15 protein-coding genes are annotated in these 15,854 nt (G+C 60.1%); 6 read left to right on the top strand and 9 right to left on the bottom strand.

Annotated elements, in window-relative coordinates; translation table 11 throughout:
- Positions 1-161 precede the first annotated feature (161 nt).
- The 3 genes from msrB to FFI16_RS17480 all read left to right on the top strand — a co-directional run bounded on the left by msrB (position 162) and on the right by FFI16_RS17480 (position 1,666).
- Positions 162-554, top strand: coding sequence for a peptide-methionine (R)-S-oxide reductase MsrB (gene msrB, locus FFI16_RS17490; RefSeq protein ID WP_138816087.1), 393 nt, complete (start codon positions 162-164; stop codon positions 552-554).
- Between the two features lie 138 nt (positions 555-692).
- A complete protein-coding gene (locus tag FFI16_RS17485) occupies positions 693-1,178 on the top strand; it encodes a glutathione peroxidase (protein WP_138816086.1) in 486 nt (161 codons plus the stop codon).
- A complete protein-coding gene (locus tag FFI16_RS17480) occupies positions 1,175-1,666 on the top strand; it encodes a MarR family winged helix-turn-helix transcriptional regulator (protein ID WP_138816085.1) in 492 nt (163 codons plus the stop codon). The genes FFI16_RS17485 and FFI16_RS17480 overlap by 4 nt, the downstream gene beginning before the upstream one ends.
- Here the strand turns inward: FFI16_RS17480 and FFI16_RS17475 are convergent.
- Complete coding sequence (locus FFI16_RS17475) at positions 1,620-3,929, bottom strand: response regulator (protein WP_138816084.1); 2,310 nt, start codon at positions 3,927-3,929, stop codon at positions 1,620-1,622. The two genes, FFI16_RS17480 and FFI16_RS17475, sit on opposite strands and share 47 nt — an antisense overlap.
- Before the next feature lie 162 nt (positions 3,930-4,091).
- Between FFI16_RS17475 and FFI16_RS17470 the strand changes: the two genes are divergently transcribed.
- Both FFI16_RS17470 and FFI16_RS17465 read left to right on the top strand, forming a co-directional pair.
- The gene (locus tag FFI16_RS17470; RefSeq protein WP_138816083.1) at positions 4,092-4,982 is read left to right on the top strand and encodes an ATP-binding protein; all 891 of its coding nucleotides are present in this window, start codon (positions 4,092-4,094) and stop codon (positions 4,980-4,982) included.
- The gene (locus FFI16_RS17465) at positions 4,979-5,461 is read left to right on the top strand and encodes a GAF domain-containing protein (protein ID WP_138816082.1); all 483 of its coding nucleotides are present in this window, start codon (positions 4,979-4,981) and stop codon (positions 5,459-5,461) included. Before FFI16_RS17470 ends, FFI16_RS17465 begins: the two co-directional genes overlap by 4 nt.
- A 25-nt stretch (positions 5,462-5,486) precedes the next feature.
- On the opposite strand, the gene FFI16_RS17460 is transcribed toward FFI16_RS17465, so the two are convergent.
- The 8 genes from FFI16_RS17460 to FFI16_RS17425 all read right to left on the bottom strand — a co-directional run bounded on the left by FFI16_RS17460 (position 5,487) and on the right by FFI16_RS17425 (position 14,273).
- Positions 5,487-9,122 (bottom strand): transporter substrate-binding domain-containing protein, encoded by a 3,636-nt coding sequence (locus FFI16_RS17460; protein WP_138816081.1) that lies wholly within the window; start codon positions 9,120-9,122, stop codon positions 5,487-5,489.
- 8 nt (positions 9,123-9,130) lie between these two features.
- Entirely contained in the window at positions 9,131-9,757 is a 627-nt protein-coding gene (locus FFI16_RS17455; RefSeq protein ID WP_138817427.1) for a response regulator transcription factor, read from the bottom strand.
- Positions 9,758-10,013: 256 nt separating this feature from the next.
- Positions 10,014-10,409, bottom strand: a complete 396-nt coding sequence (locus FFI16_RS17450) for a response regulator (protein ID WP_138817426.1) — start codon at positions 10,407-10,409, stop codon at positions 10,014-10,016.
- Positions 10,410-10,575: 166 nt separating this feature from the next.
- Positions 10,576-11,907, bottom strand: coding sequence for a deoxyguanosinetriphosphate triphosphohydrolase (locus tag FFI16_RS17445; RefSeq protein ID WP_138816080.1), 1,332 nt, complete (start codon positions 11,905-11,907; stop codon positions 10,576-10,578).
- Between the two features lie 71 nt (positions 11,908-11,978).
- On the bottom strand, positions 11,979-13,142 hold the full coding sequence (locus FFI16_RS17440; RefSeq protein ID WP_138816079.1) for an EAL domain-containing protein: 1,164 nt from the start codon (positions 13,140-13,142) through the stop codon (positions 11,979-11,981).
- Positions 13,143-13,234: 92 nt separating this feature from the next.
- Entirely contained in the window at positions 13,235-13,567 is a 333-nt protein-coding gene (locus FFI16_RS17435) for a hypothetical protein (RefSeq protein WP_017136180.1), read from the bottom strand.
- The gene (locus FFI16_RS17430; protein WP_017136181.1) at positions 13,564-13,953 is read right to left on the bottom strand and encodes a phage holin family protein; all 390 of its coding nucleotides are present in this window, start codon (positions 13,951-13,953) and stop codon (positions 13,564-13,566) included. The genes FFI16_RS17435 and FFI16_RS17430 overlap by 4 nt, the downstream gene beginning before the upstream one ends.
- Positions 13,954-13,958: 5 nt before the next feature.
- On the bottom strand, positions 13,959-14,273 hold the full coding sequence (locus FFI16_RS17425) for a YqjD family protein (protein WP_017136182.1): 315 nt from the start codon (positions 14,271-14,273) through the stop codon (positions 13,959-13,961).
- Between the two features lie 372 nt (positions 14,274-14,645).
- Between FFI16_RS17425 and FFI16_RS17420 the strand changes: the two genes are divergently transcribed.
- Entirely contained in the window at positions 14,646-15,854 is a 1,209-nt protein-coding gene (locus tag FFI16_RS17420; protein WP_138816078.1) for an ammonium transporter, read from the top strand.

Raw genomic sequence — 15,854 nt, 5'->3', positions numbered from 1 at the left:
CACTACCGTACTGCGAAACCTGCGGGGCCCGCACCCATAAATACGTTTGAATGCCGGTAGCGCGGGTGCCAGACTGGCGTTTTGAAGAGGCGCAATCATACGTGCCGCCTGATCCATGGAAAAGACACAGATCAGGGTTTTTCAGTTGCCGAGGTGTATCGATGGAAAAGTTGCAGAAAACCGTTGAAGAATGGAAGGCGATGCTCGATCCGGAGCAGTACAACGTGTGCCGTCTCAAAGGCACCGAGCGACCTTTCAGCGGCAAATACAATGGCACCAAGACCGACGGCGTGTACCACTGCATCTGCTGCAATGAGCCGTTGTTCGATTCCACCACCAAGTTTGATTCCGGCTGCGGCTGGCCGAGTTTCTACGCGCCGATTGCCGACAGTGCGATGGTCGAGATCCGTGACGTCAGCCATGGCATGATCCGCACCGAAGTTACCTGCGCCAAGTGCGACGCGCACCTGGGGCATGTGTTCCCGGACGGCCCGCCGCCGACCGGCCTGCGTTACTGCATCAACTCGGTGTGCCTGGACCTCGTTCCACGCTAGGGCCGATAGCACCATCCAATGTGGGAGCGGGCAAGCCCGCTCCCACATTCGTATCAGGTGTTATGTTGGTCAATTAAATTGCACACAATTGAATTGCCTACTATCTTTGCAGTTCTTTCCCGTATCCGAGACGCTGCCATGAGCGACAACCTGCTAAGCATCCCGTGCACCACCATCAAGGGTGAGCAAAAGACCTTGGCCGACTTTGCCGGCAAGGCCATTTTGGTGGTCAATACCGCCAGCAAATGTGGCTTCACCCCGCAATACAAAGGCCTGGAGCAGGTGTGGCAGCAGTACAAGGACCAAGGTCTGGTGGTGCTGGGCTTTCCCTGCAATCAGTTCGGCAAGCAGGAGCCCGGCAACGAAGGGGCGATTGCCGAGTTCTGCGAGCTGAACTTCGGCGTCAGCTTCCCGCTGTTCAAAAAGATCGACGTGAATGGCGGCGACGCCCACCCACTGTTCGTGCAACTGAAAAAACAAGCGCCGGGGCTGCTGGGCTCCCAGCGCATCAAGTGGAATTTCACCAAATTCCTGATCGGCCGTGATGGCAAGGTGGTCAAGCGTTTTGCCCCGACCACCAAGCCCGAAGCCCTGACCCAAGAGATCGAAGCCCTGCTCAAATGACCGACTTGCCCCACGTGTCCCTGGCCCTGGACGACCAGCTGTGTTTCAAGCTTTATGCCGCGTCCCGCGCAGTGACGCGAGCTTACAGGCCGATGCTCGATCAGTTGGGCCTCACCTACCCGCAATACCTGGCGATGCTGGTGCTGTGGGAGTGGCACGCCACCCTCCCGCCACAACCCACGGTCAAAGCCCTGGGCGAGCGCCTGATGCTCGACTCTGGCACGCTGACGCCGCTGCTCAAGCGCCTGGAACAGCTGGCGCTGGTCAAGCGTCAGCGCAGCACTTTGGACGAGCGTGAGATGCACCTGAGTTTGAGCAAGGCGGGTTTGCAGCTGAGAGACCAGGCCCATGCGTTGAAAACCCGGCTGTTATGCGACAGCGGCGTCGACCTGAATCAGGCCGAGGCCTTGCGCGATGGCCTGGACCAGTTGCTGGCCCAGATCAAAGGCTTGTCGAGGTCGGCACCCACAGGTCCAGCAGAGCTTTGAGCTCTTCACGGCGAAACGGTTTGGCCAGGTAATCATCCATTCCCGCCGCCCGGCAGCGCTCGCGTTCTTCCGCCAGGGCGTTGGCGGTCAGGGCGACAATAGGCAGGTCCGGCCAGCGCCCGCTGCGGCGAATCTGCCGGCTGGCCTCGTAGCCGTCCATCACCGGCATATTGCAGTCCATCAGCACCATGTCGAAGCGCTGCTCCTCCAGCAACTTGAGCGCCTCGCCGCCATGGGCAGCCACAATCACTGCGCAGCCGAGCTTGCTGAGCATGCCCTTGGCGACCAGTTGATTGACCGGGTTGTCCTCCACTAAAAGGATGCGCGCGCGATGGGCGAGGGGCACGGCTTCCATCTGGACAGGGTCGAGGATCAGTTGCGCCTCGCTGCGCAGGTTACGTTGCAGAATCTGGTACAGCGCATTGCGGCTCAACGGGCGTGCCTGTTGCTGCAGCGGCATCAGGGCCGCGACTTCTTCGCTGGGCATGAAGTTGCCATAGGCGGTCACCAGCAGGATCGGCGCGCTGATCCCGGGGCGCAGGCGGAACAGGCACTCCGGGCAATCGGTGATCAGCAGGTCGGGGTTCAGCCCGGTCAGGTCGTCATCCTGGGAGTAACAGCGCAGCGCCAACCCCCAAGGCGGCAGCAAGGTGCCGAGCAATTCCGCCAGGCCACTGCCGGCGCTGGTGATAGCGATGACTTCGCCCTGCAGTGTGGCTTGTCGTGCGGCCGGTAAATGTGTGGGCAGCGGCAGGTCGGCGCAGAACTGGCTGCCAAAACCGACTTCCGAGCTGATGCTCAAGCGGCCCTTCATCGCTTCACACAGGTTATGCGTCAACGCCAGCCCCAGCCCGGTACCGCCGAACTGGCGGGTGATACCCGCACCGGCCTGGGTAAACGGCTGGAATATCTTCACCTGGGCTTCCTGGGCAATGCCGATGCCGGTGTCACAGACTTCGATTTTTACCCTGCCATCCTCGGCGCTGAGGCGCACATCCACGCGGCCGAAGCGGGTGAACTTCAACGCATTGGACAGCAGGTTGCTGACGATTTGCCGTACCCGTGTCGGGTCGCCGATCACCTGCGCAGGAAACAGCGGGTCGATCAGGCAGGTCAACTCGACACTCGGCGCCGCGTTCTGCGACAGCAGGTTGGCGGTGTCTTCCACCAATGAGCCGAGGTCGAACGGAATGCGTTCGAGCTCCAACTGGCCGGCGTCGAACTTCGACAGGTCGAGGATATCGTTGAGCAGTTCGACCAGCACCTTGCCTGAATCGTGGGCGATGGACAGCTGCTGGCGCTGTTCGGCGTTCAGCGGGCTGTCCAGCGACAGCGCGATCATGCCCAGCAAGCCATTGAGCGGCGTGCGGATCTCATGGCTCATATTGGCCAGGAACGCGGCGCGCGCCTGGGCCATGGCCAGGGCGGTCAATTTGGCGGCTTCGAGTTCATCGTTGGACTGGCTCAAGCGCTGGTTGCTGGCCTTGAGCTCCAGGGTGCGTGCCGAGACGATATCTTCCAGTTGACCCAGGTACTCGGTGAGGCGGTCTTCGGCATGCCGCCGTTGCTGGATTTCGGTCTCCATGTTTTCGAATTGCTGGTTGGCGACGTTCACCAGCACGCCGATTTCATCGTTTTCGTGGCCTGGTGGGCAATCCAGGCGGGCCTGCTTGCTGGTGCTGAGAGCACGGATAATGCGCACCAGCGGTTGCGTCAGCATCACGTAAAACAACCCCAGCAGAATGCCGGTCAGCAACAGGCTGCGGGCGAACCCGTTGAGCAAGGTGATCTCGGCGCGGTGCAGGAAACGGCTGCCAAACGCATAGGTGTCGACGTCCAGGCGCAGCACGCCGAGGGAATCATTGGGCATATGGCTCAGGAACAGTCGGTCTTCAAACAAACGGTTGGCGCCAAACAGAAAGTCACTGATGGGCCGGTAGGCGCTCTCTTTGCGCGGCCGGTTCACATCCGCCAGTACCACGCCATTGTTATCGACCAGTTGCGCATGGGTGATGGCCGGCGAGTGCAACAGGCCCAGGGTCAGTTCCTGGGCCAGTTCGGCATCAATGTTGTAGGCGATTCGTGAGGCAGGGTTATGGCTGATTTCGATCAGCGAGCGTATTTCACGGTTGATCGAGGCGTCTTCGCTGGCATAATCAATGCCGATCTGGATCAGGCTGAGCAAGGTTCCCAAGACGAAACCGACCAGCACAGTCAATCGAGCTTGTTTATAAGACAAGCGGTGGGCGAACTTGATATCCATCGGGTGTTGAACCACTTCACGTTTCCCTTCGCCCGGCAAGCATAGCTGAACATCCACAGGCTTTGGCTTGGCCGGCATGAATCGTTTTATACGCAGCCTCGTGGGTCTGCCACAGGGTTGCCAATACGCCATCTTTTGCAAGAACTTGCCAGAGGAATAATCGTGGATTCTCGATTGAATGCCTTTCTTGAGCGGGCCGATGCGGTTCTGGCTCGCCTGGAACCGCTGTTACCGGCACCGCGCCAAGCCATCGACTGGAATAATTGCCTCGCCGCCCGTTGGCAGCGCGAAGGCCGCAGCGGCTTTTTGCTGCCGTTGGAAGTGAGCCTGGACATGCGCCTGTCCGACCTTATCGGCGTGGACAAGCAACGTGAGCAACTGGCGCGCAACACTCAGCAGTTTCTCGATGGCCTGCCCGCCAACCACGCGTTGCTGTGGGGCTCGCGTGGCACCGGCAAATCCTCCATGGTGCGCGCTTTGCTGGCCCAGCATGCCAAGGCCGGTTTGCGCCTGATTGAAATCGAGCGCGATCACCTGGCTGATCTGCCGCGTGTGGTCGAGCAACTGCTCAAGCTGCCGCAGCGGTTTATCCTGTTCTGTGACGACCTGTCTTTCGAAGCGGGTGAGGGCGATTATCGCGTACTCAAGAGCGTACTGGACGGCTCCCTTGAGCAAGCGCCGGAAAACGTGTTGCTGTATGCCACCTCCAACCGTCGTCACCTGGTGCCGGAAAACCAGAGCGACAATGACAATTGGAAGCGCGTGGACGGTGAGTTGCACCCCAGTGAGGCAGTGGAAGACAAAATCGCCTTGTCCGACCGTTTTGGCCTGTGGTTGTCGTTCTACCCGTTCAGCCAGGAACATTTCCTGGATGTGGTTGAACACTGGATCGGCGAACTGGCCAGCAAGGCCGGCTTGCAGTGGCAGCGTGATGAAGCCCTCGACATCCTGGCCGTGCGCTGGGCCACCGGGCGTGGCAATCGCAACGGCCGTTGCGCGTATCAATTTGCCCGTTACTGGGTGGGTCTGAAGTTGTTGGAGCGTCAACCATGATCGATTTGCAACAGGCCGGCACCGGCCTCGATGGCTATGCCATGCTCTGCGCGCAGCTGGAATCGCTGCTCGCCGATGAGCGTGACTTTATCGCCAACAGTGCGCAGTTCTCGGCGTTCCTGTTCAACCAGTTGGACGACTTGAACTGGGCGGGCTTCTACCTCAATCGCAATGAAGAACTGGTGCTTGGCCCGTTCCAGGGCCAGATCGCTTGCGTGCGTATCCCCTTCGGGCGTGGCGTGTGCGGCGCGGCGGCGGCATCGCGGCAAACCCAGCGGGTGGAAGATGTGCATGCGTTCCCGGGCCATATTGCGTGCGACAGCGCTTCCAACAGTGAACTGGTGGTGCCCTTGGTCAAGGATGGCCTGCTGGTGGGTGTCCTTGATCTGGACAGCCCGTCGCTGGCCCGTTTCAGCGAGCAGGACCAGGCGGGCATCGAGCAGTTGGCCGCGATTTTCCTGCGGTTGACCGACTGCTGACCTTGCAGGAGAGGGCTGGCCACCGTTATTGGCTGTCCAGCTTATGGAGCTGCACTTGCAGGGTCCTCTCCAGCTCCAGCATGAGTTTTTCCAGGGCCTTGACCCCCGCGTCGAGCGTGGGGCGCTCTTCGTTGCGGGCACAGGCTTGCTCCAGCGCTTCGCATTGCGCGGCCAATGAACTTGCCTGGACGATGCGCGCGGCGCCCTTGATCTTGTGGGCTTGCTCAATGATGGCCTGGGGCGCCGCCTGGCGGGCCATCAAGGCCACCAGCTCCTCGCGGTCCTGACGGCTGCTGCTCAGCAGCTCCTCCAGCAGGCGGCGGCTCAGGTGTGGGTCGCCTCCGGTCAGTGCGTCCAGGCAATCGAGGTCCAGCCGCTGGCCGCTGGATTGCGGTTTGATTTGCGCCAGATGCTGCTCCAGTGCAGTGAGGCTGATGGGTTTGAACAGGCAGTCGTTCATGCCCGCCTGCGCACAGCGAAGTTTTTCCTCGGGTTGGGCATTCGCGGTAAAACCGAGGATCACGCAGGGCACCTGTTGCTCTCGCTGCTCGTATTCACGGATCGAACGGCTCAACTCATAGCCATTCATCACGGGCATGTTGCAGTCGGCAATCACCAGGTCGAAGTGTTCCTGGCGCCAGGCCTGAAACCCGGCGGCGCCATGCTGGGCTGCCGTGAACTGGTGCCCCAGGTAGCCCAATTGCTGGCACATCAGCAAGCGGTTCGCCGGATGATCGTCCACCACCAGTACATTGAGTACCGCCGCGGCGGTCGGCGCCTGAGACTTGAGCTCGTCCAACGCTTCAATGGGCTTGAGGCAGGTCATCCTTAAGCTGACCTGTACCTGAGTGCCCACCATCGGCACGCTGCTCAGGCTCAGTTGCCCGCCCATCATCTCGCACAGGCTGCGACAGATCACCAGCCCCAGGCCCGCTCCGCTCCTGGCCAGGTGCCCGGAGTTGTCCGCCTGGGCAAAGGGTTCGAACAGGCGCGATTGGTCCTCCCGGCTGATGCCGATGCCCGTGTCCTCGACCACCAGCTTCATTTGCACCTCTTGGGGGTGCTCGGTGGCTTGCACCTGCACCTTGATCTTGACCTGCCCGCGCTCGGTAAACTTGATCGCGTTGCTGACCAGGTTGGACAGCACCTGCTTGAAGCGCAGCGGGTCTATCAGCACGGCGGTGTTGTTGAAGTTGGGGTCGAATTCGAGCAACAGGCTGAGGGTCTTCTGGCGGGCGAGGCCGTCAAACACGCGCACCACCGATTCGATCACTTCGCGCAGGTTAACGCGCTCGGGAGCCAGGCTCAGGCGGCCGGATTCGATGCGTGCAATGTCGAGGATATCGCCGATCAGCTCCAGCAAGTCCTTGGCCGAGTTGTAGGCCACTTCGATCGCCGGGCGGTCGAGATGGCCCTGGTCGGCGCGCTTGAGGGTCAGCTCCAGCATCCCGATCACGGCATTCATCGGCGTGCGGATTTCATGGCTCATGGTGGCAAGGAAGGTGCTTTTGGCCCGGTTGGCTTCATCGGCGCGTTCCTTGGCGGTGCGCAGCTCGTCGAACAGTTGGCGCCGGTCACTGATATCGATCCAGCCACCGATGATGCCCTGGACTTCGCCGTCCGAGTCGCGATAAGGCAGGATCCAGTGGTAGATCGTGAGTTTTTTGCCATGAATGTGCAGGGTGCGATCAAGGATCAGCGGAGTGCCTTCCACCACTACCCGTTGGTAGTCGGCGTGGTACTGCGCGGCCTCGGGGGCCAGGGCCATGTCCATTTGCACCACACTCTTGCCGATGACCTCTTCGCGCTTGACCCCGAACACTTGCAGGTAGCTGTCATTACAGGTCTGCAACAGGCCCTTGCGATCACGCACATAGATCGGGTGCGGCGTTTCATTGACCAGTGCGCGCATGAACTCGAACTGGTCATTGAGGGCACGCTCGGCCATCTTGCGATGTTTGATCTGGCGACGCATGTAGGCGTTCCAGGTCAGGGAGATCAGCAACAATAAGCCGGTGCCAATGATGATCTGCGCAATCAGTTGGTGGTAATTGCGCCAGTAGCTGTCGGAGGCGGGCGTGTAACCGCGCCAGCGGCTGTTGATCACGCCCATTTCCTCAGGGGCGATGCTCAGCAGCGCTTTGTCCAGGATTGAGCTCAGCTCGACGGCGCTGCGTGGCGTCGCCATGGAGAAAGTGGCGGGCAGGGTGCCGATGCTGGCGCTGATCTGCAGTTTGTCCTGGAACACCTGGGAGGCAAGGAAATAGTTGGCAATGACCAGTGAGTTCACCGCGCCGTCCACACTCCCTTGAGCCAACATTTCCGAGGCCTTGAAGGTATCACTGACTTCCACCAGGCGAATCTGCGGGAAGTCCTCTTGCAAGGTTTTTTCCAGCGGGTTGCCCAGGGTGATTGCCAGGCGCTTGCCTGCCATCTGCTCCAGGTTCGCGGCTGCATCGGGCTCCTTGCGAGTCAGCAGGACATAGGAGTTTTCCAGATAGGGGCGGCTGAAACTGAGCTGAGTTTCGCGTTCGGCGCTGGGGACAATGGCCCCGATGACATCGGCTTTACCCTCGGTGAGCTGCTCGATCATCGTGCTGATTTCGCGACTGCGCTGCACTTCAAAACGCAGGCCGGTGCGCAGGCGGATCAGTTCCAGCAGGTCGGCGGTGATGCCGCGAAAATTGCCGTCGGCATCGAAGAACGTCAACGGCGCGAATGTCTCATTGACCACGACTTTGACCACCGGATGGTCTTTGAGCCAGCGCTCTTCACGTTGGGTCAGTTGCAGTTTCTTGTCGGTCAGCAAGATGTCGCTGCCGGCGCTCCAGCGCTTGGCGATGTTGTCCCGCTCATTGATAGGGACGGCGCTCAGCACCGCGTCGACGATGCTCAGTAAGACAGCTTGATCGTGGCGCAACGCGAAGGTGAAGCCATAGGCTTCATGCTTGCCGAAGTTGGCCATGTGGACATTTTTGAGGTAGCCCTTGTTGATCATGTAATGGGTGGAAATAGTGTCCCCCAGGAACACGTCCGCCTGCTCGAAAGCCACGGCATTCAGCGCGTTTTGATAAGAAGGGAACGCGCGGATGTCCGCCTGCGGGTACAACTTTTCGACTTCGCTCAGCGGCAGGTAGTGGTAGACAAGGCTCAGGCGCAGGCCAGCCAGGCCCTCGCTCAAGCTGCGTGTTTCGCCTTCGCGGGTCACCAGCACCGGCTGGTCTACCGCATAAGGTCGCGAGAGGATGAGTTCAGGGTTGGCCGCCTCAAAGCCATTGGAGGAGCCCAGCAGGTCGATTTCGCCGGCTTCCAGCGCGTTTATCGCAGCCTCACGTGTCGGGTAACGCAACACCTTGACGGGCAAGGCCATGGCTTTGGCCAGCAGCCCTGCATAATCGGCGGTCAGGCCCTCATAGTCGCGACCGCTGGAGGTGAGGTCGAAGGGCGGGTAGTCGGGTGCCGAAGTGCCCAGTACCAGCTCGCGCTTGGACTGTAGCCACTGGCGCTGGGTCTTATCCAGTTGAATATCGAGTTGAACGGTACCCGCGCGGCTCAATAAGGTGAAGTGTTCCGGTCCGATTTGAGGGGCCGCGGGCACGGTCGTGCTCAAGCACATGCCGGCCAATAATATAATCAGATAGTCCTTTATACGCCTGGGCATCCGCTTTCTCACACTAGCGCGTTTCGTTTTGCCATCTCGATAAGTTCTACCAAGGACTTGGCTTTAAGTTTTTGCATCAGCCTTTTTTTGTAAGTGCTTACTGTTTTGTTACTTAGAAACATACCTTTGGCGATTTCTTTGTTCGTGCGGCCTTGTGCAAACAGTTGCAATACCATCAGTTCCCGGTCGTTCACGGCCTTGAACAGTTCAAGTTCCTGTGCATCCTTGCTGTCGGCGCCATTGGAATTGAGTGCCTGGCTGGGGAAGTAATTGTAGCCAGACAGCACTGCACGAATGGCACTCAGCAATTCACTCAGGTCGCCTTCCTTGCACACATAACCGTCTGCGCCCGAGCGCATGCAGCGGGTGGCGAACAACGTCGGACTCTGGGCCGTCAGGATCAAGGTTTTCATCGAGGTGTTCATCGCGTTGAATCGGCAGAGCACTTCGAGGCCGTCGAGTTTCGGAATGCTGATGTCCAGGATGATCAGGTCGGGCAGGCATTCGCGAACCATTTGTATCGCGTCACAACCGTTGTCCGTTTCGCCAACGATTTTATAACCCTCGTGTTCCAGCAACATGCGAATCGCCAGCCGGATAACCGGGTGGTCATCAATGATAAAAACCGTGTTCATAATCATATTCCATGCAAGTGCAAATAAAGCGGGCACATTAGCTCAGAAGATGAGGGAGGAGGACGAGCGTTGGGGGGAGTAGATATAAAACAGGAGAATTCCTACATAATAAAAGGTAACGACCTACCGTTCGATAAGGCTTCGTGTCGTCGGATGTAAGCAGTAGTTGAATCAGTAAGCCCTGGAGCGGTGTCAGGGATCCAACCTTGTTCTTGCGGCGATTGTTTACCCGTGAACAGTGTTTATAGTCCTGCATTTATAACGAGAGCAGTGGCGCAATCAATTCTGCCAGTGCGTCTTTATTCAGGGGCTTCAATAAGTAACCCAGCAATGGCAGGCCGCGCTGCCGGGCCTGGAGTGTCAGGTTGGACAACTCTGTTGCGGGCAGCCCGCTCAACAGGATGGCGCCGGTGATGAAGTGTTGGCGGCTGGCAATGTCTATCAGTTCCAGCCCAGGCAGATCAGGCAGGCATTGATCGCACAACATCAAATCAAAGGGGCGGGTGGCGCAAGACATCCAGCGGATCGCCTGCTCGGCATTTTCCGCAAGGGTCAGTTGCTCGAAACCGAAGCTTTTGAGCAGGCACTGAGTGGCCAGGAGCTGAAAGGGATGATCCTCCACCAATAGGATTCGAAGACGGGGTATGGGCATAGAAGGCACATGGCTCAGTCAGAGGGACGTGACGTAGGAATTGCGTGTCAGGTTCGCAAGAAGCGTGCGCGATTATTCCTCGAGCGGATGTGCGAATTCGATCAGGCCGCTCTGTTCCCGTCGTAGGTAAAGTCTGTACGGGACGCAGGCGGCATGACCTGATGTTTCACTGGGGGCTGGAACGCCCGGTCATCTCCCTTGCCATTTCGGTGGCGTAGCTGTCGGTCATGCCGGCGATAAAGTCGATCATGCGCAGAAACGATGCGTGCAGGGGCCACGCAGGGTCGGGCGCACTGTTGCCCAGCAAGTCGAGAATGCGGCGGTTCTTGAACGACGGCGTGCGCCCGCCATGCTGCTCCAGGGCGGCGCCGCAAAAGGCGTTCAGCAGGATTTCCAGGGTGGTGTAGGCGCCGATTTCGTGCAGGGTCTTGCGCTTGTCCTGGAAGATTTTCTTGCGCGCCATGTCCTTGGCGTCCAGCACGCAGCGCTTGGCCGGGCCATGCATGTGTTCCACCAGGTCGCCTGGCAGCGTGCCGGCGAGCAAGGCGTCCTGCTGCTCGACAAAGGCGCGTGCCGCTGCATTGGTCAGGTGCTCGATGGCCTTGCCGCGCAGGATCGCCAGCTTGCGCCGGCGTGAGTCCGCCGGGCCCAGTTGCCGGTAGGTCTGGGGCAAATCGTCACCCACCAGGTCGAGCAGCAGCGACTCGACTTCGGCATAGTCGAGCAGCTCCATTTCCAGGCCGTCTTCGAGGTCGATCAAGGCGTAGCAGATATCGTCGGCCGCCTCCATCAGGTAGACCAGCGGGTGACGCGCCCAGCGTTGCTCTTCCAGTTGCGGCAGGCCGAGTTTATGGGCGATCTGCTCAAGGATCGGCAACTCGCTCTGATAACAGCCGAACTTGTGCTTCTTGTAGCCCAATGAATCCGCGTGGCGGGCAGTCCAAGGGTATTTGAGATAAGTGCCGAGGGTGGCGTAAGTCAGGCGTGTGCCGCCGTCGAACTGATGGTATTCCAGCTGGGTGAGCACCCGGAAACCTTGGGCATTACCTTCGAAATTCAGGAAGTCGTTGCGTTCGGCGCTGCTCATGTCGTCCAGCCAGCCGCGTCCCGCGGCCTGTTGGAACCAGTGGCGAATGGCATCTTCACCCGAGTGCCCGAACGGCGGGTTGCCGATGTCATGCGCCAGGCAAGCCGATTGCACTACCATGCCCAGATCGCTTGGCTCGCACCAGTCGGGCAGGGCGCTGCGCAGGGTTTCGCCGACGCGCATGCCAAGGGAGCGGCCGACGCAGCTGACTTCCAGGGAATGGGTGAGGCGCGTGTGGATATGGTCGTTACTGGACACCGGGTGCACCTGGGTCTTGCGGCCCAGGCGGCGGAAAGCGCCGGAGAAAATAATCCGATCGTGGTCTTTGTGAAACGGGCTACGGCCGAGTTCTTCCGGGCTGTGCAGGGGCTTTCCAAGACGTTCGCGGGTAAGCAGGGTGGGCCAATCCAAGGCGGGTACTCTCCGTGCGGTGAATGACCCTCCCAGCTTCCCGGTTCAGCGCGGCATCGGCAAGCAAAAATCTACAGGCCCGCCGCATCGATATCGATTAACAGCAACCGCTGACCGTTATCGAAGAACTGCCCGGCGGTGAGGCAGTACTGGTTGGTGGTGGCATCGCGGTAGGTCGACGACAGCGTCAGGCGCCGCTCCTCCCAGCCTTCGGCGAGCAGGTGATAGAAGTACGGCCGCCACGACCAGTTGTGGCCCAGGTAGCGGCTGTCGGCCTGCCAGGCATCCTGGCGCCACTCGAAGTTGGGCGTCAGCTGGGTACCATGGCGGTCGCACTGGTAAAAACGCAGCAGCCACGGGAAGTCCGGCAATTGGGGCAGCTGATCAAGCGGCGCGCGGCCCTGTGCCCAACTTTGCAGGATGTTCATCAGCTCGGCCAATTGCACCCGCAACTGCATCACACGGCCACGTTCGGCGAGTTTGTGCTGCACGTAAACGCTGCGCAGTTGGGCAAAACGCGCAACGAACGCATCAGTTGCAAACCAGTCCAGTTGGGCCTGGGCAAACAGATAGCCCTGCACATAACGCGCGCCGCACTCCAGGGCAAAATTCAGTTGCGCCTCGGTTTCCACGCCCTCGGCGATGATCCAGCACCCGGTTTTTTCGGCCATTTGCGCCAGTGCCCGTACCACTTCACTGCTCGGCCCGCCTTTAGCGGCTTCCTGGAACAGGCGCATGTCGAGCTTGAGAATGTCCGGCTGCAGCGCCAGTACGCGGTCGAGTTGCGAATAGCCGGCGCCGAAGTCATCGATGGCAATGCGTGCGCCAGCCTCGCGGTAGCGCGCGACCACGTCGGCCAGGCGCTGGATGTCGCCGCCCAGTTCGGTGATTTCAAACACAATGCGCCGGGGATCGACGTTGTGCGCCTGCACTTGTTTCAGGCTGGGCAAGGCTTGGCCAGGGCGCAGGCGGTTGATCCAGCGGGGGGAGATGTTCAGGCTCAGAAACCAGTCGACGGGTGCTTCATGCAGGCGGCTCAAGGCGTTTTCGCGGATCTGCCGGTCGAGGCGGCGCAGGGCCACGCCGGGTGTGCGCGGGTCGGCAAACAGCGGCCCCACCGATTGCAGGCGGCCATCGGCCTGACGTAAACGGCCCAGCGCCTCGACGCCGGCAATGCGCCCGGTGGCGGTATCGATGAAGGGCTGGAAACAGGCGAGCGGTTGCCCGTCGATCACGGGGCCTCCTTAAGAGAGCTGGCGAAAAAAAGCCCGGCCCTCAGTAACGAGGGCCGGGCCGATTCTGTTTGCAAGAATGCAGCCAGCCAGGTTCAGCCTTTACGCTGCATGGCCAATTTGATCAGCGGGATCAAACCAGCGCCCAGCCGCACCAGACGCGTCAGGCTGCTGATACCGCCGCCCTTGGCGCCCTTGCCGGTAAAAAAGCCCATCAGCGTCACCGCCGCCACGCCCCACAGCGGCGCGTGCTTGATGCCCAGGCTGTCTTGCCAGTTGTGGCGCATGTCGCGCATTTTGTTCAACGGCGCCATCAGTTGCTGGGATTCGTGACGAATCTCCTGGCGATGCATTTCCATGCGCAGGCGAATCAACGCCTTGCGCATTTCCCGGCGCGAGGTGTTTTGCGGGATTTCAGTCATGCTCATGGCAGCAGGCGCTCCCGATCATTGGCCAGCTCTTCAAGGGTGGCGTGGAAGGGCGTGGACTCATCGAACACCGCCGCTTTCAAGCGTACCCCGCAGAAGGCCGCAGCCAGGCTGTAGAACACGCAGAGGCAGATGATCCCGGTGAGACGATAGCCGGTGTCCCACACCAGAATCATCACCAAGGTCGACAACCCCACCAGCAATAACAGGGCAAACACCAGTGCCAGGCCTGCAAACAGCAGCAGGCTCACGGTGCGGGCCTTCTGTTCCTGCAACTCGATGCCAAATAATTCGACGTGGCTGTGCAGCAAGCCCAGAACGGCTGCGCCCAGGCGTCGTGAAGTGGAACTTGTGCCCGTGGACGAGCCGGTTTCGCCGATAGACATGATAGTTAGCGCCTTGTGGCCAGCAGACCGATCAGAAAGCCCACACCGGCGGCAATGCCGACCGACTGCCAAGGGTTGGCCTGCACGTAATCTTCGGTGGCCGTAACCGCCGCCTGGCCGCGTTCACGCAGGGAATCTTCGGTCAGTTGCAGGGTTTCGCGCGCCTTGAGCAGGCTCTCGTGGATCTTGCTGCGCAGCTCATCCGCCTGGTCACCCGCCAGCACGGCGGTGTCGTCGAGCAACTTCTCGGTGTCACTGACCAGGGTTTGGAAATCCGCCATCAGTATTTCTTGAGCAGTCTTTGCAGTTCTTCTGGCCATGGGTATCTCCGTGATTGGCTGATTCTGTATGTCTGAGTGTGCGTGGTTTGTGTAGATGAGTTTTCGAGTCACCGGCTTCGGTGAAGGTTCACTTCAATTGCCTGGTACAGCTTTTGCTTTGCCTTGGTGCGCAGGCCCCGGGGCTTGCGCCGAGTCAGGGCGGCCCGAGGCGAATGCCTGGAAAAACCTTACCCTAAATCACACAAACTCGCGGAAAAACCCTGTCGGCCACGGCCATTGTGTTGATCGCTGCGCTAAAACGGTTCATGCCCTCTGAAGAGGGGTGGGGCCGGTGGTGCCAATTTAGTGCGCGCAACCCTGGCTTGAACCGCTTTGGTGCTTTTTGCCTTGAATGCAGGCCTGCCAACCTCCATGGAAAATTTGCAAAGCGCAGTGGATACCCTCGTCCACAGCTCCAACACCCTGTTTATCCTGATTGGTGCGGTCATGGTCCTGGCCATGCACGCCGGCTTCGCGTTCCTCGAAGTTGGCACCGTGCGCCAGAAAAACCAGGTCAACGCCCTGTCGAAAATCCTCAGTGACTTCGCGATCTCAACCCTGGCTTATTTCTTTATAGGCTATTGGATCTCCTACGGCGTGAGCTTTATGCAACCGGCGGCGGTGATCAGCGCCGACCACGGCTATGGCCTGGTGAAGTTCTTTTTTCTGTTGACCTTCGCCGCCGCGATCCCGGCGATCATTTCCGGGGGCATTGCCGAACGGGCCAAGTTTGCCCCGCAGTTGTGTGCCACCGCGCTGATCGTAGCGTTTATCTATCCGTTTTTCGAAGGCATGGTGTGGAACGGCAATTTCGGCCTGCAAGCCTGGTTGCTCGCGCGCTTTGGCGCCAGCTTCCATGATTTTGCCGGCTCCGTGGTGGTGCACGCCATGGGCGGTTGGCTGGCGTTGGCGGCGGTGCTGCTGTTAGGCCCGCGTAACGGGCGCTACAGGGAAGGGCGGCTGGTCGCATTTGCGCCGTCGAGCATTCCGTTCCTGGCGTTGGGGTCGTGGATTCTGATCGTCGGCTGGTTCGGCTTTAACGTGATGAGCGCGCAAACCCTCAACGGTGTCAGCGGCCTCGTCGCCGTCAACTCGCTGATGGCGATGGTCGGCGGTACGGTCGCGGCCTTGGTGATCGGTCGCAATGACCCAGGCTTCCTGCACAACGGCCCGTTGGCCGGGCTGGTAGCAATCTGTGCCGGCTCCGACCTGATGCACCCTGTGGGCGCGTTGGTTACCGGTGTGGTCGCCGGTGGGCTGTTCGTGTGGTGCTTTATCGCCGCCCAGGATCGCTGGAAGATCGACGACGTGCTGGGCGTATGGCCGCTGCATGGCCTGTGTGGCGTGTGGGGCGGCATTGCCTGCGGCATTTTCGGCCAGACCGCACTCGGTGGCCTGGGCGGCGTGAGCCTGATCAGCCAGTTGATCGGCACCGCGCTGGGCGTGGCCGTGGCGCTGGTCGGTGGTTTGCTGGTGTACGGCGTGATCAAGCGTGTGTATGGGCTGCGCCTGAGTCAGGAGCAGGAGTATTACGGCGCAGACCTGTCGATTCACAAGATTGGTGCAGTCAGCCAGGATTGA

The organism is Pseudomonas sp. KBS0710 (assembly GCF_005938045.2).
Lineage (GTDB): Bacteria > Pseudomonadota > Gammaproteobacteria > Pseudomonadales > Pseudomonadaceae > Aquipseudomonas.
The sequence above is the reverse complement of the archived record's forward strand: the minus strand, read 5'-3'. Positions and strand labels throughout refer to the sequence as shown.